The organism is Streptomyces sp. NPDC006208, from assembly GCF_040613775.1.
GTDB lineage: Bacteria > Actinomycetota > Actinomycetes > Streptomycetales > Streptomycetaceae > Streptomyces.
The window spans coordinates 32908-53252 of record NZ_JBEXSW010000006.1 but is presented as its reverse complement, the minus strand read 5'-3'; the positions used below and the strand labels follow the sequence as shown (position 1 = coordinate 53252).

Here is a 20345-nt window from a genome sequence, read left to right as displayed (position 1 = left end):
ATCGCCGGGGGCTTCTTTCTCTGAGCGGACGACGAGATTCGAACTCGCGACCCTCACCTTGGCAAGGTGATGCTCTACCAACTGAGCCACGTCCGCATGCGCCGTAGCGCGGAGACCACTATACCCAACCTCGGCGGCGTGCGAGACGTGCCGCCGTGTGCCGGTTCTCGGCGCCGAGTTTTCCGGCCGCCGACGAGAGGTAGTTCCGGACGGTTCCCTGGGAGAGCGAGGCGCGCTCGGCGATCTCCGCGATGGGCGCTCCGTCGGCCGCCAGCGCCAGCACTTCGGCCTCACGGGCGGTCAGTGGTGAGTCGCCGGCCGAGATCGCGTCGGCCGCCAACTCCGGGTCCACATAACGGTTTCCGGCGTGCACGGTACGGATGATCTCCGCGAGCCGCTGCGCACTCACGGTCTTCGGGACAAAGCCCCGCACTCCGGCTGTGAGCGCCCTTTTCAGATGGCCGGGCAGCCCATGACTGGTCACGATCATGGTCCGGCACTCCGGTAGTTCGGTCCGCAGGGATGTGGCCACCGTCACACCGTCCGCGCCGGGCATCTGCAGATCGAGCACCGCGACATCGGGCCGGTGGGCACGTGCCATGGCGAGCGCCTCAGGGCCGCTGGCGGCCTCGGCGACCACGACGAGATCGTCCTCGAGAGCGAGCAGGGCGGCGAGCGCGCCGCGGATCAGATGCTCGTCGTCGGCGAGCAGTACGCGTACGGTCACACCGCCTCCCTCAAGTCCTCGACCGGCTGCGGCTGCGGCTCCGGTTCCGACTGCGGCTCCGGCTCCGGCTTCAGCGGAACGCGGGCCGTCAGCCGGAAGCGCCCGTCGGCGCACGGCCCCGCCTCCAGCGCACCGTCCACCGCCGACAGACGCTCCCGCAGCCCCGTGAGGCCCGAACCGCCGGTGTCCGCGGGCACCTGACCCGCCCCGTCGTTCTCGACGACCAGCACCGCGGTACCGTCCGCCGCGCGCACCGAGATCGTGCAGTGCTGCGCGTCGCCGTGACGCAGCACGTTCGTCGTCGCCTCCCTGACCACCCAGCCGAGCGCCGACTGGACCTGGACCGGCAGCCCCCCGTCCCCCGCCTCGATGGTGCACACGATCCCGGCCGCCTCCAACACGCCCCGTGCGCCCTCCAGTTCGGCTCGCAGGTCCGCGTCGCGGTAGCCGCGCACCACCTCGCGTACCTCTCGCTGCGACTCCCGGGCGATGCGCTGGACCTCGGTCATCTGGTCGACCGCCTCCGGCCGTCCGCGCCGCACCAGTTGCACGGCCAGCTCGCTCTTGAGCGCGATGACGGCAAGGTTGCGGCCCAGCACGTCGTGCAGATCCCGGCCGAAGCGCAGCCGCTCCTCCGCGACCGCGAGCCGCGCCTGTACGTCGCGGGCCTCGCGCAGCTCCCACATCACGCCGAGCACCCACAGCGAGACGCGGACCGCGAAGGCGAGCCAGCCGGTGAGGAAACCGACGGTCACGGTGGTGACCACGACCACGTGCAGAGGCCGCCCGGTCAGCGGGAGCAGGGTGGCCAGCACGGCGAGCGTGCCCGCCTGGTGCAGGGCAATGATCCTGGGGCGCACGATCAGGCAGTGCCCGCTGAAGAACGGGACCAGTACCGAGCCCAGCAGCAGCGGCATCAATCCGGTCAGGTCGACGGTCGTGGCGAGCGCGGTGACCCCCGCGGCCAGGGTGGCCGTCGTGACCGCCGCCGGGACGACGTCCCGCGGCGTGATCTCCCCCCGCCTCAGGTACGTGTCCATCGCGCGCCGGGCGAGGCGGTGGCAGAGCACGCCGTTGGCGACATCGCCACATAGGCGGAGACGAGGTTCATGTGGACGACGAGGAGCAGAACCATCCCGATCCCGCTGGTCATCGCCGCCTCGGAGACACTCATCCCGGCCTTGCCGAGATCCATCTGGTCCAGCGTCGACTTCGTCACCAGGATCATCGCCGCAGGCATCAGCAGCGCCACGGAGAGCGCGGTCCGGTTCCTTGCGAGAAGCGTCAGTTCGGCCCGCCCGAGAGCGGTGAGCCGTGCCGTGGTCGCCGTCATGTCACACACCCGCCGTTTCGGTACGCGCGATGTCGAGGAACGCCTCTTCGAGGGAGGCGGATCGGGCGTCGAGCCCTTCGAGTCGTACCGCGGACTCCTCGGCCCACCGCAGCAGTTCGCCGAGCGACTTCTGGAGCGTGTGGGTACGGATCTCGATGTGCCGTCCTCCTCCGGAGCTTCGCCCGGCAGGTACCTCCGCCTCAGCCGCCTGCAGTCCGAGCGGCAGCCGCCCGGCGGGCACCCCGCCGGGCAGCACGAACCGGATCCTGGCGGGCCGTGTCGCCGTGACCTCGGCCGGGGTGCCCGTCGTCACGATCCGCCCCCGGTGCATGATCGCCAGCCGGTCGGCGAGCAACTCGGCCTCCTCCAGATAGTGCGTGGTCAGCAGCACGGTCGTACCGGCCTGCCGCAGAGCCCGTACCAGCTCCCAGGTGTCGCGGCGTCCCTCCGCGTCCAGGCCGGTGGTGGGTTCGTCGAGGAAGAGCACCTCGGGCCGCCCGAGCAGGGCCAGCGCCAGGTCGAGGCGTCTGCGCTCGCCGCCGGACAGCTGCTTCACACGCACTCGGGCCCGCTCGCCGAGCCCCACCAGGGCCAGTGCCTCCGTGGTCGGCCGCGCCCCGGTGGTGCACGCCGCCCACATGCGAGTGGTCTCGGCGACGGTCAGTTCGGAGGGAAAGCCACCCTCCTGGAGCATCACGCCGGTCCTCGGGCGTACGGCGGCACGCTCGCGGTACGGGTCGTGGCCGAGGACCCGTACCGATCCGCCGCCGGGCGCGGCGAGGCCCTCGAGCAGCTCGACCGTGGAGGTCTTGCCCGCACCGTCGGTCCCCAGCAGGGCGAAGATCTCACCGCGGGCGACGTGGAAGGAGATCCCGCTGACGGCCTCGAAGCCTCCGGCGTAGGTGCGCCGGAGGTCGTCCGCCTCGATCACGTACTCGTCGTCGGTCATGACTCAAGATTCGGACCGGCCGAAGGCGTGGGGCAGTGCGCGCTGTCATCGCTGCTCATGACAAATGTCATCGGTGGTGGATGCCCGGGCGGGGAAACGAAGAAGCCCCCGGCGAGATCGCCGGGGGCTTCTTTCTCTGAGCGGACGACGAGATTCGAACTCGCGACCCTCACCTTGGCAAGGTGATGCTCTACCAACTGAGCCACGTCCGCATTGCTGCCGCTCAGCTCTCACCGGGCGGTGCGTCCACCACTGTACCTGATCCACCGGAGTGGCCGGTAAAGCGATGAGAGCGGGTGACAGGAATTGCACACTGCGCCTTCCCCCTGGAAGGGGGATGTTCTACTACTGAACTACACCCGCACGCTGCGTGAAGCGGGGCCTTTCGGCCTTGCCCCTCGGCGTGGTCCAGACTCTAGCCGACCAGCAGGGGTGCAGCGCAACTCGGTTCGCCGCGGGGTGCCCGGCGGGGCCGCTCAACTGGCCTCGCGGAACGCCTCGTAGACCCGCTTGGGGATCCGGCCGCGGGCCGGTACGTCCATTTTGTTGGACTGCGCCCAGGCGCGCACCGCCGCGGGATCGGGCTCGAGGGCGGTGTGCTTGTAGGTGAGGGGCGACCTGCCGCGCTTGCCGGTGATCGCCCGCTTGCGGCCGGCCGCCATGTACGGCGCCAGAGCCTTGCGCAGTTTCTTTGCATTGGAGGGATTGAGGTCGATCTCGTACGACTTCCCGTCCAGGGCGAACCGCACCGTTTCCGCCGCTTCTCCGCCGTCGATGTCGTCGGAGAGTGTGACCACTACTCGCTGAGCCACGGATATCGGTCCTTTCCCTGCGGTATCACCGGTTCTGACGTGCGGGGATACCGGCTTTCGGCTGGTGAGGGGCATTGCTGCTTTCCTCTGTATTCCTTTGTACAGCGATGAGTGGTGCAATGTGAAGACCTGGCAATTAGCTGCGCGTGTCCGCCGCAAAGATCTCCGGGATTCTTTCTTCGGATTTCCCCGTGCGTTCTCTTGATATCTACTCGCGTAGATTTTCCGGCCGGGTACGCTGAGGGAACCGCCCTCGCAACACACCACCGGGAGTGCCCGTGGCTCGCGTCGTAGTCGACGTCATGCTCAAGCCGGAGATCCTCGACCCCCAGGGACAGGCGGTGCAGCGTGCACTGCCTCGTCTGGGGTTCGCCGGGATCGCGGATGTCCGTCAGGGGAAGCGCTTCGAGCTGGAGGTGGAGGGGCCGGTCGACGACGCCGCCCTCGCCCGCATCCATGAGATGGCCGAAACGTTCCTCGCCAACACCGTCATCGAGGACTTCGTCGTGAAGGTGGAGTCGTGACCTCTCGTATCGGAGTCGTCACCTTCCCCGGCACGCTCGACGACCACGATTCGCTGCGTGCCGTGCGGCTGGCGGGTGCCGAGCCGGTTTCGCTGTGGCACCGCGACAAGGACCTGAAGCAGGTCGACGCGGTCGTGCTCGCCGGGGGCTTCTCGTACGGCGACTATCTGCGCGCCGGAGCGATCTCGCGTTTCTCGCCGGTGATGGAGACGATCATCGAGCAGGCCAGGGCCGGTATGCCGGTGCTCGGTATCTGCAACGGCTTCCAGATCCTCACCGAGGCGCATCTGCTGCCGGGCGCCATGCTGCGCAACAACCATCTGCACTTCATCTGCCGCGACCAGAAGCTGCGGGTGGAGAACGCTGACACCGCCTGGACCGTCGACTACGAGGCGGGCCAGGAGATCTCCGTACCGCTGAAGAACATGGACGGACGGTACGTCGCCGACGAGCGTGTGCTCGACGAGCTGGAGGCCGAGGGGCGGGTGGCGTTCCGCTACGTCGCCCCCGGCGAAGCCGCTGACGGATACGGAAACCCGAACGGGTCGCTGCGTGACATCGCGGGCATCACCAATGCCGCGGGCAATGTGGTCGGCCTGATGCCGCACCCCGAGCACGCCGTGGACCCGTTGATCGGTACGGGCCGCACCGACGGGCTCGGCTTTTTCACTTCGATCCTCAAGAAGCTGGTCAACGCATGAGCCTGGATACGGTCAAGCACGCGGCCGAGACCCCGGACGTCGAACAGCCCTGGAAGGAACTCGGCCTCAAGCAGGACGAGTACGAGCGCATCCGCGAGATCCTGGGCCGCCGCCCCACCGGTGCCGAGCTCGCCATGTACAGCGTCATGTGGTCGGAGCACTGCTCGTACAAGTCGAGCAAGGTGCACCTGAAGCAGTTCGGCGACAAGGCTCCCGAGAACGACGCGCTGCTCGTGGGCATCGGTGAGAACGCGGGCGTGGTGGACGTCGGCCAGGGGTACGCGGTGACCTTCAAGGTCGAGTCGCACAACCACCCGTCGTACATCGAGCCCTACCAGGGCGCGGCCACCGGCGTCGGCGGCATCGTGCGCGACATCCTCGCCATGGGCGCCCGCCCGGTCGCCGTCGTCGACCCGCTGCGGTTCGGCGCGGCCGACCACCCCGACACCAAGCGTGTGCTGCCCGGTGTCGTCGCGGGCATCGGCGGCTACGGCAACTGCCTGGGTCTGCCGAACATCGGCGGCGAGGTCGTCTTCGACCCGTGCTACCAGGGCAACCCGCTGGTCAACGCCGGCTGCATCGGTGTGATGAAGCACGAGGACATCCACCTCGCGAAGGCATCCGGACCCGGCAACAAGGTCATCCTGTACGGCGCCCGCACCGGCGGCGACGGCATCGGCGGCGTGTCCGTCCTCGCCTCGGAGACCTTCGAGTCGACCGGTCCCGCCAAGCGTCCGGCCGTCCAGGTCGGCGACCCGTTCCAGGAGAAGCTCCTGATCGAGTGCACCCTTGAGATCTTCAAGGAGAAGCTCGTCGCCGGCATCCAGGACCTCGGCGGCGCGGGTCTGTCCTGCGCCACCTCCGAGCTGGCGAGCGCCGGCTCCGGCGGTATGCGGGTCGAGCTGGACACCGTGCCGCTGCGCGATGCGACGCTCTCGCCGGAGGAGATCCTCATGAGCGAGTCGCAGGAGCGCATGTGCGCGATCGTCGAGCCGCAGCACGTCGAGCGTTTCCTGGAGATCTGCGAGAAGTGGGACGTCATCGCCACCGTCATCGGTGAGGTGACCGACGGCGAGCGACTGGAGATCTTCTGGCACGGCGAGCAGATCGTCGACGTGCTGCCGGGGACCGTCGCCCACGAGGGCCCTGTCTACCACCGCCCGTACGCCCGCCCGGAGTGGCAGGACGCGCTGCAGGCCGACGACGCGGGCAAGCTGCCGCGGCCGCAGAGCGCCCAGGAGCTGCGTGAGCAGATCCTGAAACTGGTGGCGTCGCCGAACCAGGCGTCGAAGGCGTGGATCACGGACCAGTACGACCGTTTCGTGCAGGGCAACACCGTGCTGGCGCAGCCCGAGGACGCGGGCATGGTCCGGATCGACGAGAAGACGAACCTGGGCGTGGCCATGGCCACCGACGGCAACGGCCGGTACGCGAAGCTCGACCCGTACACCGGCGCGCAGCTCGCGCTGGCGGAGGCGTACCGCAATGTGGCCGCCTCCGGTGCGAAGCCGCTGGCGGTCTCGGACTGCCTGAACTTCGGCTCGCCCGAGGACCCGGCCGTCATGTGGCAGTTCGCCGAGGCCACTCGTGGTCTGGCGGACGGCTGCCTGCAGCTGGGCACCCCGGTGACCGGCGGCAATGTCTCGCTCTACAACCAGACCGGTGAGACGGCGATCCACCCGACGCCGGTCGTGGCCGTGCTCGGTGTGATCGACGACGTCACCCGCCGTACCCCGATCGCGTTCGCCGAAGAGGGCCAGCTGCTCTACCTGCTGGGCGACACCCGCGAGGAGTTCGGCGGCTCGGCCTGGTCCCAGGTCGTCCACGACCACCTCGGCGGACTGCCCCCGCAGGTCGACCTCGACCGCGAGAGGCTGCTGGCCGAGATCCTGATCTCGGCATCCCGCGACGGCATGATCGACGCGGCGCACGACCTGTCCGACGGCGGTCTGATCCAGGCGGTCACCGAGTCCTGCCTGCGCGGCGGCAACGGCGCGCGGCTGATCGTGCCGGACGGTCTGGACGCGTTCACCTTCCTGCTGAGCGAGTCGGCCGGCCGTGCCGTCGTCTCCGTCCCGCGCAGCGAGGAGCTCCGCTTCACCGACATGTGCGGCGCGCGCGGACTGCCCGCCACCCGTATCGGTGTCGTCGACGGCGACGAGGTGGAGGTCCAGGGCGAGTTCAGCATCCCGCTGAGCGAGCTGCGCACCGCGCACGAGGAGACCATCCCCGGTCTGCTCGTCTGACCCGCCTGCTGGTTGAGCGTACGGCCCTGCCCGGTCACGGGTGGGGCCGTCCTCGTCGGTGGCTTCGGCGGCCAGGACCGGATCACGAGGAGTGCACGACAAGCGGGCGCCGTGACGTCAGCAGGCTGCACGTTGCGTGAGGTGGTTCCCCAAGGCCGCCGACGTCGCGGAGGGCCGGACCGGCCGACAGCCGCCACCGCTGTCGTACCGATCCCCTACTGTCGCCCGTATGCCCCCGGCCAGGAAACGCCTCCGCAGCTACGACCACGACACGATCCGCGCCGCCGTGCTCGCCCAGTTCGGGCATGTCCGGCAGGCGGTGGAGTCGCTCACCCCCGAGCAGTTGGCGCTGCCCACGCGCCTCGGGGACTGGACCGTGCGCGAGCTGAGTGCGCACATCGCCATGACGTCCGGCCTGGTCGCCCGCTACGTCACGCTGCCGGAGCCCGAGAGGGCCGACGTCGCCCTGCTGGACTGGCCGTTCGCGACGGTCACCGCCGCCGGACAGGTCGACGAGGACACCCGGGCCTTCGCGGCGGACCAGGAGCCCGCCGAGCTCTTTGCCCGCGTCGCCGCACGGATCGGGGAACTGCTGCCGGCCGTTCCCGCCGACCGGCTCGTGCCCATGCGGTTCGGGGGCATGCGGCTCGGGGACTTCCTGGTCACCCGGACCGTGGAGCTGATCGTCCACACCGACGACCTGAACGCGGCGACCGGGCTGGAGATCCCGTACGACCGCAAGGCGCTCGCGGCCTGCACGCGCCTGCTGGCGGACGCCCTCGCGGTCAAGGCACCGGGGGCGTCCACGGAGGTGCGGATCCCGCCGTTCGCGGTGGTCCAGTGCATCGAAGGGCCCAGGCACACCCGGGGCACCCCGCCCAATGTCGTCGAGACGGATCCGCTGACCTGGATCCGCCTGGCCACCGGACGTACGGGATGGCGGGAGGCGGTCGACGCGGCGCAGGTCAGCGCGAGCGGTGAGCGGGCCGATCTCGGGGGGCTGCTGCCGATCCTGGGCTGAGGGCCCGGTGAGGCCCGGTGCGGCAGCGGGCCGGGGGGAACCGCCGCCGCACCCGCCCCGTCCCAGCTGTATGCGTAGTCAGCTGAGCATCCCCGCCACCATCCTGGCCCTCTTCGCGCTCGCCGCCTGCGGCACCCAGACGGACTCCGGCGACGGCAGCGGAAGCGGCACGGTCACGACCGATCTGCCCGTCACGGGCGTGCACTGGTCCGTCGAGAGCGTCACCGTCGACGGCAGGAAGACCGCGGCGCCCGCCGGGGCGCATGTCGAGATCACCGACAAGGGCCGCGCCCAGGGCAACTACGGCTGCAACCACTTCGGTGCCGACGTGAAGATCGACGGCGACACGATCACCGTGGGCCCGGCCGAGATGACCGAGATGAGCTGCGGGAAGAAGATCCAGAGCTTCGAGGAGGCCCTGAGCGCCGCCCTCTCCGGCAAGCTCGAGGCGAAGCTCGCCGACGGCGGGCTCACCCTCACCACCGAGAAGGGCGACGCGATCGCGCTGACCGAAGAGAAGCCGGCCGCGCTGGTGGGCACCAAGTGGTCCGTGACCTCCCTGCTGTCCGGCGACACCGCCCGGTCCCTGCCCGCCGGCACTGAGAACAAGGCGCATCTGACCTTCGCCAAGGACGGCACCGTGGGCGGCAGCCTCGGCTGCAACCGCTTCAGCAGCACCGCGGAGATCTCCGGGGACACGATCACGTTCGGCAAGATCGCCGCCACTCGCAAGCTCTGCCCCGGGCCGGAGATGACGGTCGAGCGTGAGCTGATGGAGGTGCTGAGCGGGAAGGTGACGTACGACCTGAGTCATCGCTCCCTCTCACTGACCGCGGCCGACGGCAAGGGCCTGGCCGCCACGGCCACCACCGCCGCGCCGGCCGGGAAGTCCGGCTGACCGGACGCGTGACTGCATGCTGACCGGACGCCCGATCGGACCGCCGGACCCGTCGGCCGGCCCTCCGCACAGTGATGTGCGGCACGCCCCGGCACCTGGGGTACCAGCCGGTAGGTCCCTCTAAAGGCTTCATTCTGCGGCTTTTGTGTGAAGCTCCGAGCGGTGCCGTCCACCTCCCCAATTCGGACCGGTGGTCGATCTCGCCTACACTCGGTGCCGTGCCACGTGGTGACGGACGACTCAACCACGACCTGCTCCCCGGTGAGAAGGGCCCCCAGGACGCTTGCGGCGTCTTCGGTGTCTGGGCTCCGGGTGAAGAGGTCGCGAAGCTCACTTACTTCGGGCTCTACGCCCTCCAACATCGAGGCCAGGAATCCGCGGGTATCGCGGTGAGCAACGGCTCCCAGATCCTCGTCTTCAAGGACATGGGACTGGTTTCCCAGGTCTTCGACGAAACCTCTCTCGGCTCCCTCCAAGGTCATATCGCGGTCGGTCACGCCCGCTACTCGACCACGGGCGCCTCCGTGTGGGAGAACGCGCAGCCGACCTTCCGGGCCACCGCCCACGGCTCCATCGCGCTCGGCCACAACGGCAACCTGGTCAACACGGCCCAGCTCGCCAAGATGGTCGCCGAGCTCCCCAAGGAGAACGGCCGCGCCACCCAGGTCGCAGCGACCAACGACACGGATCTCGTCACGGCGCTGCTCGCGGGCCAGGTCGACGACGACGGCAAGCCCCTCACCATCGAGGAAGCCGCCGCCAAGGTCCTGCCCGAGGTCCGGGGCGCGTTCTCGCTCGTCTTCATGGACGAGGGCACCCTGTACGCGGCACGTGACCCGCAGGGCATCCGCCCGCTGGTGCTGGGCCGTCTCGAGCGCGGCTGGGTCGTGGCGAGCGAGTCCGCCGCCCTTGACATCTGTGGCGCCAGCTTTGTCCGGGAGATCGAGCTCGGCGAGCTCATCGCCATCGACGAGAACGGCATCCGCAGCTCCCGCTTCGCGGAAGCGAAGCCCAAGGGGTGTGTGTTCGAGTACGTCTATCTCGCCCGTCCCGACACCGACATCGCCGGCCGGAATGTGTATCTCTCCCGTGTGGAGATGGGCCGCAGGCTCGCCAAGGAAGCCCCTGTCGAGGCCGACCTGGTGATAGCGACGCCGGAGTCCGGCACTCCCGCGGCCATCGGCTACGCAGAGGCCAGCGGCATCCCGTACGGCTCCGGCCTGGTGAAGAACGCCTACGTGGGCCGTACCTTCATCCAGCCGTCCCAGACCATCCGCCAGCTGGGCATCCGCCTGAAGCTGAACCCCCTCAAGGAAGTCATCCGGGGCAAGCGTCTGGTCGTCGTGGACGACTCGATCGTCCGCGGCAACACCCAGCGCGCCCTGGTCAAGATGCTCCGCGAGGCCGGCGCCGCCGAGGTCCACATCCGGATCTCGTCCCCGCCGGTGAAGTGGCCCTGCTTCTTCGGCATCGACTTCGCGACCCGGGCAGAGCTGATCGCCAACGGCATGACGATCGAGGAGATCGGTACCTCGCTGGGCGCCGACTCCCTCTCGTACATCTCCATCGACGGCATGATCGAGGCGACCACCATCGCCAAGCCGAACCTGTGCCGCGCCTGCTTCGACGGTGAGTACCCGATGGAGCTGCCGGACCCCGAGCTGCTCGGCAAGCAGCTTCTGGAGACCGAGCTGGCGGGCGGCGCGGACGCCGCCGACGCGCTCCGTCGTCCGTAAACCCCTGCAGTACGACACGAAAGTTCTCCAGCATGTCTGCTGAATCTTCCGAGCGTGCTCCGCACGCGGGCACCGGCGCCAGCTACGCAGCCGCGGGCGTCGACATCGAAGCGGGTGACCGCGCCGTCGAGCTCATGAAGGAATGGGTGAAGAAGACGCAGCGCCCCGAGGTCCTCGGCGGCCTCGGCGGTTTCGCGGGCCTCTTCGACGCCTCGGCCCTCAAGCGCTTCGAGCGCCCGCTGCTCGCCTCCGCCACCGACGGCGTCGGCACGAAGGTCGACATCGCCCGCCAGATGGGCGTGTACGACAGCATCGGCCACGACCTGGTCGCCATGGTCATGGACGACATCGTCGTCTGCGGCGCCGAGCCGCTGTTCATGACCGACTACATCTGCGTCGGCAAACTGCATCCCGAGCGTGTCGCCGCCATCGTCAAGGGCATCGCCGAAGGCTGTGTGCTGGCCGGCTGCTCCCTGGTCGGCGGGGAGACCGCCGAGCACCCCGGTCTGCTGGGCCCGGACGACTTCGATGTCGCCGGCGCGGGCACGGGCGCGGTGGAGGCGGACCGGCTGCTGGGCCCGGATCGTATCCGTTCGGGTGACGCGGTCATCGCGATGGCGTCGTCCGGCCTTCACTCCAACGGGTACTCGCTGGTCCGGCATGTGCTGTTCGACCGCGCCGGCATGAGCCTGGACGCGCAGGTCGAGGAATTCGGCCGCACGCTGGGCGAGGAGCTGCTGGAACCCACCAAGATCTACTCGCTGGACTGCCTGGCGCTCACCCGCACCACCGAGGTCCATGCGTTCAGCCACATCACCGGTGGCGGGCTCGCCAACAACCTGGCCCGGGTCGTCCCGGACTCGCTGCACGCCGTGGTCGACCGTGGCACCTGGACCCCGGGCGCGGTGTTCGATCTCGTCGGCACGGCCGGCCAGGTCGAACGTCTCGAGCTGGAGAAGACCCTGAACATGGGCGTGGGCATGATCGCCGTGGTCCCCGAGGGGTCCGTGGACGTGGCGCTGGCCACGCTCGCCGACCGTGGCGTGGACGCGTGGGTCGCCGGTGAGATCAGTGAGCGCGGTGACCGCACGACGGGCGCCGAGCTCGTTGGCGACTACGCAAACTGACAGCACAGAACCCGGTCCGGGGCAGGGCCCCGGACCGGGTCAGTGGTGACTACGTCAAGCGCCGCGACGCTGTGACGACGGACCGGACTCGTCGTCCTCGTCCTCGTCGTCGTTGTACAGGTCGGCGTACCGCGCGTACGGGTCGTCTTCCTCGTCGTCGTCCTCGAACGGCTCGCCATTCGGCGGCTGGCTCGAGATCGGACTCGAAGTCGAAGCGCCCAGCTCGTTGGCCAGACGCGACAGGTCAGTCCCGCCGCTGTTGTACTTCAGCTGGCGGGCGACCTTTGTCTGCTTGGCCTTGGCCCGGCCGCGCCCCATGGCTCGACCCCCTCGGTGACGGGGCTCGACGGCCCCAGAGTCTTGACACGCGTTCATGATTCGGAACGGGCTCTCCGTGAAGAGCTCGGTCCGTAGGGCTTCAACGGTACCTGCTTCCGCGGCCATACGGTACGCCGCCCGCATCACGTGCCACTTCGCAGAACCCTCGAGGAGCCCTTTCCTCGCTGGTCAACTGCGATTTTAACCTCTTCCTGGCGGCCGACCCGCCGACCGGTGGTGAGTCTTGTCTCCCCCGGGCGGCGGGCCGGCCCCTGCGCAGGTCAGCGCCTGCCTGCCTCCGCCATGCGCTGCTCGGCGATCCGGTCGGCCGCGGCGGCCGGCGGAATGCCGTCTTCCTTTGCGCGTGCGAATATCGCCAGCGTGGTGTCGAAGATCTTGGCCGCCTTCGCCTTGCACCGGTCGAAGTCGAACCCGTGCAGCTCGTCGGCCACCTGGATCACGCCGCCGGCGTTCACCACGTAGTCGGGGGCGTAGAGGATTCCGCGGTCCGCGATGTCCTTCTCCACGCCCGGGTGCGCGAGCTGGTTGTTGGCCGCGCCGCACACCACCGCCGCCGTGAGGACGGGGACGGTCGCATCGTTGAGGGCGCCCCCCAGTGCGCACGGCGCGTAGACGTCCAGGCCCTCGGTACGGATCAGGGTGGCGGTGTCCGCGACGGCCGTGACCTGCGGGTGCTTGTCACGGATCCGGCGCACGGACTCCTCGCGCACGTCGGTGATCACGACCTCGGCGCCGTCGTCCAGCAGGTGCTCGACCAGGTGGTGGCCGACCTTGCCGACACCCGCGATGCCGACCTTGCGGCCCTGAAGCGTGGGGCTGCCCCACAGGTGCTGGGCCGAGGCCCGCATGCCCTGGAAGACGCCGTACGCGGTGAGCACGGACGAGTCGCCCGCGCCCCCGTTCTCGGGGGAGCGGCCGGTCGCCCAGCGGGTCTCACGGGCCACGACGTCCATGTCGGCGACGTAGGTGCCCACGTCGCAGGCGGTCACGTAGCGGCCGCCGAGAGAGTCCACGAAACGGCCGTAGGCCAGCAGCAGCTCCTCGGTCTTGATCCGCTCGGGGTCACCGATGATCACGGCCTTGCCGCCGCCGTGGTCGAGTCCGGCCAGAGCGTTCTTGTACGACATGCCCCGGGAGAGGTTCAGCGCGTCGGAGACGGCCTCTTCCTCGGACGCGTACGGGTAGAAGCGGGTGCCGCCGAGGGCGGGGCCCAGGGCGGTCGAGTGGAGGGCGATGACGGCCTTCAGGCCACTGGCGCGGTCCTGGCACAGCACGACTTGCTCGTGGCCGCCCTGGTCCGATCGGAACAGGGTGTGCAGGACGCCGTCGGTCACATCGGTCACGGTGGTGACTCCCAAGTACGAAGCGGCGGACAGAGGTCTTCCCTGGGGTGTCCCCATCGCTTGTGGCAGGGGAAAATCCAAGGAAGCCCAGTTGGGCAAGAGAGTAAGTCCTACGCGTGCGTAGATCCGACGCAGTGCCGAGGATCACCCTCTCCCGGAGTACGGCCGTGGAAGGATTTGCGGGATGCCAGCGCTGTCCTCGGTTCTTGTCCCTTACGCGGCCTATCTGCGGATCTATGAGCCGCTCGCGGCGTTTCCCGAGCCCGAACGCACCCACTGGGCACGCTACGCCCGCCGGGACGCCACCCCCACCGCCCAGGACGAACTGCGCCGCTCGCTCGCCGACTTGCTGCCCACCCCGCCGGTTCCGGTGCCCGTCCACGAGAGCGGAGACGCGTTCGTGACCCGGGTGGACGGGGTGCTGTGCGTCTGCCCGTGGCGGACCAGGCTGCGCGGCTGGCTGGCGCTCGAGGAGCTGACCCGCCGGCTGCCCGCCATGCTGCTGGACGCGGCCTTGCCGCCGGTGGTCCGCGGCCAGGCGGCCGCGGACTACGAGCAGTGGCGCGAGGAGAACCCTGACGCCCGGCCCTGGATCCGCACGGCGGTGTGGCAGGTGCCGGTGGGCTGGTTCGTGCTCTTCGCCGACGAGGAGCGTGAGTACGAGGCGGTCCAGGAGGCCCCGGTGCTGCGCTACCGCACCCCGATGGTGGAGGCCCGCCGGCGGATGGCCCGGGCGCTGAAGACGCTGCGGGAGACGATCGACGAGGGGCCGCTGACCGAGGCCCTGGTGGATGTGGGGCGGTGGCTGGAGGAGTTCCATCCGCGCTCGCTGGTGGAGCTGGACTACGGCGGGCTGGTTCATGCCCTGCCGGGGGAGCAGCTTGCCGGCGACCGCTCGGCGGCGGACGTGGCGGACGGCATCGCGGCCCTGCGGGCCGGTGACAGTGAGGGCGCGTCGGCCGCGTACGGGCGGCTGACTGATCGCTGGCGGTCCGTCAGGGACCGTCAGTTCGCGAACTGAAGAGCGGACTGACGGGGTGTGCGCCGCGTCACAGCTTCCTCGCGCGGGGACGTAGGTCCCGATCCGGGCCTATGGGTCCAAGCGTGACGGACGGCACTAACCGCGCCCTTGCGCCCATCGCCCACCCTCGTGTCAAAATAGGACAAGGAGTCCGGGGAAGGCTCCCTCTGTCCAACTAAGGGCGGAATACTCAGCATTGCACTCTATGGGGGGTCCTGCGGACTCCTGATCGCTCTATAACTGATCGTCACTGTGGGGTGACTGTCCGTTATGACACGGTCCATCGGGCTTCCGCCACTGATGAGCACCTGAGAGGGCAATTCCATCGGTTTGGCCGACGTGGCTGGACAGATGGTGTAGTTGTAGTGCCGAGGACAAGCCGTTCGTCCTATAACCGACTCGACCCGCGTCCGCCATATCGGGCAACGCGGGTCAAGGTGCAGAATTTAGAGGAATGAACCGAGAAGCTTCGGTTCTCCCGAGGAGGCCGCTCATGACCGCTCGCACCCCTGATGCCGAGCCGCTGCTGACCCCGGCTGAGGTTGCCACGATGTTCCGCGTGGACCCGAAGACCGTCACGCGCTGGGCCAAGGCAGGCAAGCTCACGTCCATCCGCACGCTCGGTGGACATCGCCGGTACCGCGAGGCTGAGGTCCGCGCACTGCTCGCGGGTATCCCGCAGCAGCGCAGCGAGGCCTGAACACCCCGCTGATCGGGCATTTCCGGGACCCCCATCCCGGACAAGCCCACCTAATAGCTCCATAGGCGCGTGTCTGCCCCAACAGGCCTTCGTCTTTGATCGCGCTGGACTCCGCCGGGTCCAGCGCGATTTTTTTGTGCCCCGGGACGGGGGGAAAGCGGTGCCCGACCGGCCGCCGGCGGGGGTGCGGGTGGGATTCGAGGGGCTGGTGGGGCGCACTCGACAGGCGGTGCAATGGCACATATTAAATTGGCCCGTTGTAGGGAGGGGGTAAGTTGACCCGTTTCGAAAACCCCTTCAGTGACTCCCGTCACAGTGTCCGACTCTTGCCAAAGCTGGGTGCGGCCCGGAAAAAGCGGCGTCCGAACGGGTGTTGGTCACTCCTCCGCGGGGCTCTCGTCATCGGTGGCCGGCTGCTGATCGGGCCGCTCCAGAGCCAGGCGCATGAGCCGATGGCAGATGGGACAACTGCGCGTCAGATGGCGATAGCCGGACGCGGCAGCCAGATGGGCGCGCAACAGCGCTCGGGTTTCGTACCGCCTTGCCGTGGACGCCGCCATGCACGTCACCTCCGGGTGTGTGCCGTCCTCTAGTGACTGGGTACCGGTGGCAGGTGACGCCGTCAAGACGGCCGGGGCGCGGCCTTGGAACACGGGAACGACGAAGGCCCGCGTCGTGATGACGCGGGCCTTCGTACCCAGTGCGGTCCTGACGGGATTTGAACCCGCGGCCTCCACCTTGACAGGGTGGCGAGCACTCCAAACTGCTCCACAGGACCAGGTTTCGCAGCCGGACTCTGCGTTGGCTGCGAGAGAGACTGTACAGCAGGTCAGCGGGTCTGGTCGAACTCATACGTGGTGACGCTCGTTTTACGGTGCCGCCGCGTCGATCGCCTTCACGATCCGCTTGTCGGAGACGGGGTGCGCGGTGCCCAGCGCGTGGGCGAAGTAGCTCACGCGCAGCTCCTCGATCATCCAGCGGATGTCCAGGACCTCCTGCGGCACAGGGCGTCCCTGCGGCATCTGCTCCAGCAGCCACGCGTACTCGTCCTGCATCTCGTGGACCTTCTCCATACGCGTGGTGTCCCGCTGCACGGCCGTCGGCATCTGCTGCAGGCGGCGGTCCACGGCGACCAGGTAGCGCATCAGGTCCGGCAGACGGCGCAGGCCCGTACGCGTGACGAAGCCGGCCGGCATGAGGGCCGCCAGCTGCTCGCGTACGTCCTGGACGTTGTTGACCAGGACCAGGCTGTTCGTGGCCTTGAGACGGCGCTCACAGGCCTGCCAGGCCGCCAGGATCTGCTGGACCCGGTCGATGGTGCGCACGGTCAGGTCGACAAGGTCGGCACGGACCTTGTCGTACAGCTTCCGGAAGGACTCCTCGTCCCAGACCGGCCCGCCGTGGTCCGCGATCAGCCGGTCCGCCGCCGCCGTGGCGCAGTCCTCGAACAGCGCCTGGATGGAGCCGTGCGGATTACGGGAGAGCGCCAGTTTCTGCTGGTTGGTCAGCTTGTCCGAGGCGAACTTCGCGGGGTTCACCGGAATGTTGAGCATGATCAGCCGACGCGTGCCCTGCCACATGGCCTGCGTCTGCTCGGCCTCGGTGTCGAAGAGCCGTACGGCCACGGACTCGCCCTGGTCGACCAGGGCCGGGTACGCCTTGACCGGCTGGCCCGCCCGGCGAGTCTCGAAGACCTTCGTCAGCGTGCCGACCGTCCAGTCCGTGAGGCCCGAGCGCTCCAGGGACTGCCCCGAGGGACCGGATGCGGCGGCCGCCGCGGCCTTGGACAGGGCCTGGCGCGCCTTGGGCTTCAGCTGGAGCTTCAGCGCCTCGAGGTTCTTGTCCTCGGCGAGATTCCTGCGGCGCTCGTCGACGATCCTGAACGTGATCTTGAGATGGTCGGGCACCTTGGACAGGTCGAAGTCGCCGGCCGTGACCGGCACGCCCACCATGCCCTGCAGCTCGCGCGCCAGTGTCGCGGGAAGGGGCTCCTGCGGAGGCTGTGCCTGACTGCGCCCCTCCGGGGACGACGCCCGCTCCAGGAACGCCTTCGCGTAGTTCGGCGCCGGTACGTAATGGCGGCGGATCGGCTTCGGCAGGGAGCGGATCAGCTCGATGACCACGTCCTCGCGCAGGCCCGGAATCTGCCAGTCGAAGCCCTCGTCCGTCACCTGGTTCAGCACCTGGAGCGGGATGTGCACGGTGACGCCGTCTGCGTCCGCGCCCGGCTCGAACTGGTACGTCACCCGGAACTTCAGCGGGCCCTGCCGCCACGAGTCCGGATAGTCGTCCTTGGTGACCGACCCGGCCTTCTCGTTGATGAGCATCTCGCGCTCGAAGTCGAGCAGTTCGGGCTGCTCACGGCGCTTGTGCTTCCACCAGGAGTCGAAGTGGGCGCCGGACACGACATGTTCGGGCACCCGCTGGTCGTAGAAGTCGAAGAGCGTCTCGTCGTCCACGAGGATGTCGCGACGGCGGGCGCGGTGCTCCAACTCCTCGACCTCGGTGAGGAGTTTGCGGTTGTCCGCGAAGAACTTGTGGTGCGTGCGCCAGTCGCCCTCGACGAGCGCGTTGCGGATGAACAGCTCGCGGCTCGTCTCCGGGTCGATCCGGCCGTAGTTCACCTTGCGCTGGGCGATGATCGGCACGCCGTACAGCGTGACCTTCTCGTAGGCCATCACCGCCGCCTGGTCCTTCTCCCAGTGCGGCTCGCTGTACGTGCGCTTGAGCAGGTGCCCGGCGAGCGGCTCGATCCACTCGGGCTCGATCCTGGCGTTGACCCGGGCCCAGAGGCGGGACGTCTCGACGAGCTCGGCCGACATGACGAAGCGGGGCGGCTTCTTGAACAGCGCCGAGCCGGGGAAGACGGCGAACTTCGCGTTGCGGGCGCCCAGGTACTCGTTCTTCGCGCCCTCCTTGATGTCCTTCATCCCGACGTGGGAGAGGAGGCCGGCGAGCAGCGAGATGTGGACGTGCTGCTCGGGCGCGTCGTCCTCGTTGAGGTGGATGCCCATCTGCTTGGCGACCGTACGCAGCTGCGCGTAGATGTCCTGCCATTCGCGGATGCGCAGGAAGTTCAGGTACTCCTGCTTGCACATGCGGCGGAAGCTGGACGAGCCGCGCTCCTTCTGCTGCTCGCGCACATAGCGCCAGAGGTTGAGGAAGGCAAGGAAGTCGCTGGTCTCGTCCTTGAAGCGGGCGTGCTGCTGGTCGGCCTGCGCCTGCTTGTCGGAGGGGCGTTCGCGCGGGTCCTGGATGGACAGCGCGGCCGCGATCACCATGACCTCGCGGACACAGCCGTTCTTGTCCGCCTCGATGACCATGCGGGCCAGTCGCGGGTCCACCGGCAGCTGGGAGAGCTTGCGGCCGAGCTGCGTGAGCTGCTTGCGCGGGTCCTTCTGGGCGGGGTCGAACGCGCCCAGTTCCTGCAGGAGCTGGACTCCGTCGCGGATGTTGCGGTGGTCCGGCGGGTCGATGAAGGGGAACTTCTCGATGCCGCCGAGGCCCGCCGCGGTCATCTGCAGGATGACGGACGCCAGGTTCGTGCGGAGGATCTCTGCGTCCGTGAACTCGGGGCGGGCGTTGAAGTCGTCCTCGGAGTAGAGGCGGATGCAGATGCCGTCGGACGTACGGCCGCAGCGGCCCTTGCGCTGGTTGGCGCTGGCCTGGCTGATCGGCTCGATGGGCAGGCGCTGGACCTTGGTGCGGTGGCTGTAGCGCGAGATCCGGGCGGTGCCCGGATCGATCACGTACTTGATGCCGGGGACGGTCAGGGACGTCTCGGCGACGTTCGTGGCGAGCACGATCCGGCGGCCGACGTGCGGCTGGAAGACGCGGTGCTGCTCGGCGTGCGACAGGCGGGCGTAGAGGGGAAGGACCTCCGTGAAGCGGTACTGCTTCTTGTTGAGCGCGTCCGCGGTGTCGCGGATCTCGCGCTCGCCGGAGAGGAAGACGAGGATGTCGCCCTTGCCCTCGCCCTGCAGTTCCTCGACGGCATCGCAGATCGCGGTGATCTGGTCGCGGTCGCCCTCTTGGTCGTCAACAGCCTCGGAGCCCTCTTCCAGGAGGGGGCGGTAGCGCACCTCGACGGGATACGTACGGCCGCTGACCTCGACGATGGGCGCGTCGCCGAAGTGGCGGGAGAAGCGCTCGGGATCGATCGTCGCGGACGTGATCACGACCTTGAGGTCGGGACGCCGGGGCAGCAGCTGCGCGAGATAGCCGAGCAGGAAGTCGATGTTCAGGGACCGCTCATGGGCCTCGTCGATGATGATCGTGTCGTACGCGCGCAGCTCGCGGTCCGTCTGGATCTCGGCGAGCAGGATGCCGTCCGTCATCAGCTTGACGAAGGTGTCGCCGCCGACCTGGTCGGTGAAGCGGACCTTCCAGCCGACCGCCTCGCCGAGCGGGGTGTGCAGCTCCTCGGCGACCCGTTCGGCGACGGTACGGGCGGCGATCCGCCTCGGCTGCGTATGGCCGATCATGCCCCGTACGCCGCGCCCGAGCTCCAGGCAGATCTTGGGGATCTGGGTCGTCTTTCCCGACCCGGTCTCGCCCGCGACGATCACGACCTGGTGGTCCCGTATCGCCTCGGCGATCTCGTCCTTCCGCTGGCTGACCGGCAGCTGCTCGGGGTACGAGATCCCGGGCACCCGCGCGCTCCGCTGCGCGGTGCGGGCAGCGCACTTCTCGGCCTCGGCGGCGATCTCGTCCAGCACGGCCTGCCGCGCGTCGGGCTTACGGATGCGGCGGGCGCCCTCGAGACGGCGGCCGAGCCGGTGGGCGTCGCGCAGCGACGCCCCGGCCAGCAGGGTCTGGAGGTCGGCGAAGGAAGTAGACATACGGGGTCCAGGATCGCACCCCGTGGA

General features: G+C 69.0%; 17 protein-coding genes, 4 tRNA genes and 1 pseudogene. 9 read left to right on the top strand and 13 right to left on the bottom strand.

The window, feature by feature from the left end; genetic code table 11:
- Positions 1-23: 23 nt before the first annotated feature.
- The 8 genes and pseudogenes from ABZ208_RS06120 to ABZ208_RS06085 form a co-directional block, all read right to left on the bottom strand.
- Positions 24-96: transfer RNA gene (locus ABZ208_RS06120), tRNA-Gly, on the bottom strand.
- A 22-nt stretch (positions 97-118) separates the two neighbouring features.
- Complete coding sequence (locus ABZ208_RS06115; RefSeq protein ID WP_356908374.1) at positions 119-727, bottom strand: response regulator transcription factor; 609 nt, start codon at positions 725-727, stop codon at positions 119-121.
- A complete protein-coding gene (locus ABZ208_RS06110) occupies positions 724-1767 on the bottom strand; it encodes a histidine kinase (RefSeq protein ID WP_356908373.1) in 1044 nt (347 codons plus the stop codon). Before ABZ208_RS06110 ends, ABZ208_RS06115 begins: the two co-directional genes overlap by 4 nt.
- 44 nt (positions 1768-1811) lie before the next feature.
- Positions 1812-2060: pseudogene (locus tag ABZ208_RS06105) on the bottom strand (ABC transporter permease); the annotation flags it as partial.
- A gap of 1 nt (position 2061) precedes the next feature.
- On the bottom strand, positions 2062-3009 hold the full coding sequence (locus tag ABZ208_RS06100; protein ID WP_356908372.1) for an ABC transporter ATP-binding protein: 948 nt from the start codon (positions 3007-3009) through the stop codon (positions 2062-2064).
- A gap of 139 nt (positions 3010-3148) precedes the next feature.
- Positions 3149-3221 (bottom strand) — tRNA-Gly (locus ABZ208_RS06095).
- Between the two features lie 79 nt (positions 3222-3300).
- Positions 3301-3372: transfer RNA gene (locus ABZ208_RS06090), tRNA-Gly, on the bottom strand.
- Between the two features lie 113 nt (positions 3373-3485).
- Positions 3486-3821 carry an Lsr2 family protein gene (locus ABZ208_RS06085; protein ID WP_356908371.1) on the bottom strand — a complete coding sequence of 112 codons (336 nt, stop codon included), beginning with the start codon at positions 3819-3821 and terminating at the stop codon, positions 3486-3488.
- 278 nt (positions 3822-4099) lie between these two features.
- Between ABZ208_RS06085 and purS the strand changes: the two genes are divergently transcribed.
- From purS to purM, 7 genes are all read left to right on the top strand, one after another.
- Complete coding sequence (purS, locus tag ABZ208_RS06080; protein WP_015035032.1) at positions 4100-4345, top strand: phosphoribosylformylglycinamidine synthase subunit PurS; 246 nt, start codon at positions 4100-4102, stop codon at positions 4343-4345.
- Positions 4342-5046, top strand: coding sequence for a phosphoribosylformylglycinamidine synthase subunit PurQ (purQ, locus tag ABZ208_RS06075; protein WP_356908370.1), 705 nt, complete (start codon positions 4342-4344; stop codon positions 5044-5046). The genes purS and purQ overlap by 4 nt, the downstream gene beginning before the upstream one ends.
- Positions 5043-7292 carry a phosphoribosylformylglycinamidine synthase subunit PurL gene (purL, locus tag ABZ208_RS06070; protein WP_356908369.1) on the top strand — a complete coding sequence of 750 codons (2250 nt, stop codon included), beginning with the start codon at positions 5043-5045 and terminating at the stop codon, positions 7290-7292. Before purQ ends, purL begins: the two co-directional genes overlap by 4 nt.
- Positions 7293-7521: 229 nt before the next feature.
- Positions 7522-8313 carry a sterol carrier family protein gene (locus ABZ208_RS06065; protein ID WP_356908368.1) on the top strand — a complete coding sequence of 264 codons (792 nt, stop codon included), beginning with the start codon at positions 7522-7524 and terminating at the stop codon, positions 8311-8313.
- A 70-nt stretch (positions 8314-8383) separates the two neighbouring features.
- Positions 8384-9211: an META domain-containing protein gene (locus ABZ208_RS06060; RefSeq protein ID WP_356908367.1), complete on the top strand. Its 828-nt coding sequence runs from the start codon at positions 8384-8386 to the stop codon at positions 9209-9211.
- A gap of 218 nt (positions 9212-9429) precedes the next feature.
- Complete coding sequence (gene purF, locus ABZ208_RS06055) at positions 9430-10947, top strand: amidophosphoribosyltransferase (RefSeq protein WP_328399023.1); 1518 nt, start codon at positions 9430-9432, stop codon at positions 10945-10947.
- 32 nt (positions 10948-10979) lie between these two features.
- Positions 10980-12074: a phosphoribosylformylglycinamidine cyclo-ligase gene (gene purM, locus ABZ208_RS06050; protein WP_356908366.1), complete on the top strand. Its 1095-nt coding sequence runs from the start codon at positions 10980-10982 to the stop codon at positions 12072-12074.
- A gap of 54 nt (positions 12075-12128) precedes the next feature.
- Here the strand turns inward: purM and ABZ208_RS06045 are convergent, their stop codons facing one another.
- Entirely contained in the window at positions 12129-12392 is a 264-nt protein-coding gene (locus ABZ208_RS06045; RefSeq protein WP_356908365.1) for a DUF3073 domain-containing protein, read from the bottom strand.
- A 281-nt stretch (positions 12393-12673) separates the two neighbouring features.
- The gene (locus ABZ208_RS06040; protein WP_356908364.1) at positions 12674-13756 is read right to left on the bottom strand and encodes a Glu/Leu/Phe/Val dehydrogenase dimerization domain-containing protein; all 1083 of its coding nucleotides are present in this window, start codon (positions 13754-13756) and stop codon (positions 12674-12676) included.
- A 184-nt stretch (positions 13757-13940) separates the two neighbouring features.
- On the opposite strand from ABZ208_RS06040, the gene ABZ208_RS06035 reads away from it, so the two are divergent.
- Both ABZ208_RS06035 and bldC read left to right on the top strand, forming a co-directional pair.
- The gene (locus ABZ208_RS06035; RefSeq protein ID WP_356908363.1) at positions 13941-14777 is read left to right on the top strand and encodes a hypothetical protein; all 837 of its coding nucleotides are present in this window, start codon (positions 13941-13943) and stop codon (positions 14775-14777) included.
- 493 nt (positions 14778-15270) lie between these two features.
- A complete protein-coding gene (gene bldC, locus ABZ208_RS06030) occupies positions 15271-15477 on the top strand; it encodes a developmental transcriptional regulator BldC (RefSeq protein WP_003949541.1) in 207 nt (68 codons plus the stop codon).
- Positions 15478-15854: 377 nt separating this feature from the next.
- On the opposite strand, the gene ABZ208_RS06025 is transcribed toward bldC, so the two are convergent.
- From ABZ208_RS06025 to hrpA, 3 genes are all read right to left on the bottom strand, one after another.
- Positions 15855-16037, bottom strand: a complete 183-nt coding sequence (locus tag ABZ208_RS06025; protein ID WP_356908362.1) for a DUF6274 family protein — start codon at positions 16035-16037, stop codon at positions 15855-15857.
- Positions 16038-16180: 143 nt separating this feature from the next.
- Positions 16181-16255: transfer RNA gene (locus ABZ208_RS06020), tRNA-Asp, on the bottom strand.
- A gap of 91 nt (positions 16256-16346) precedes the next feature.
- A complete protein-coding gene (hrpA, locus tag ABZ208_RS06015) occupies positions 16347-20318 on the bottom strand; it encodes an ATP-dependent RNA helicase HrpA (RefSeq protein WP_356908361.1) in 3972 nt (1323 codons plus the stop codon).
- Positions 20319-20345 lie beyond the last annotated feature (27 nt).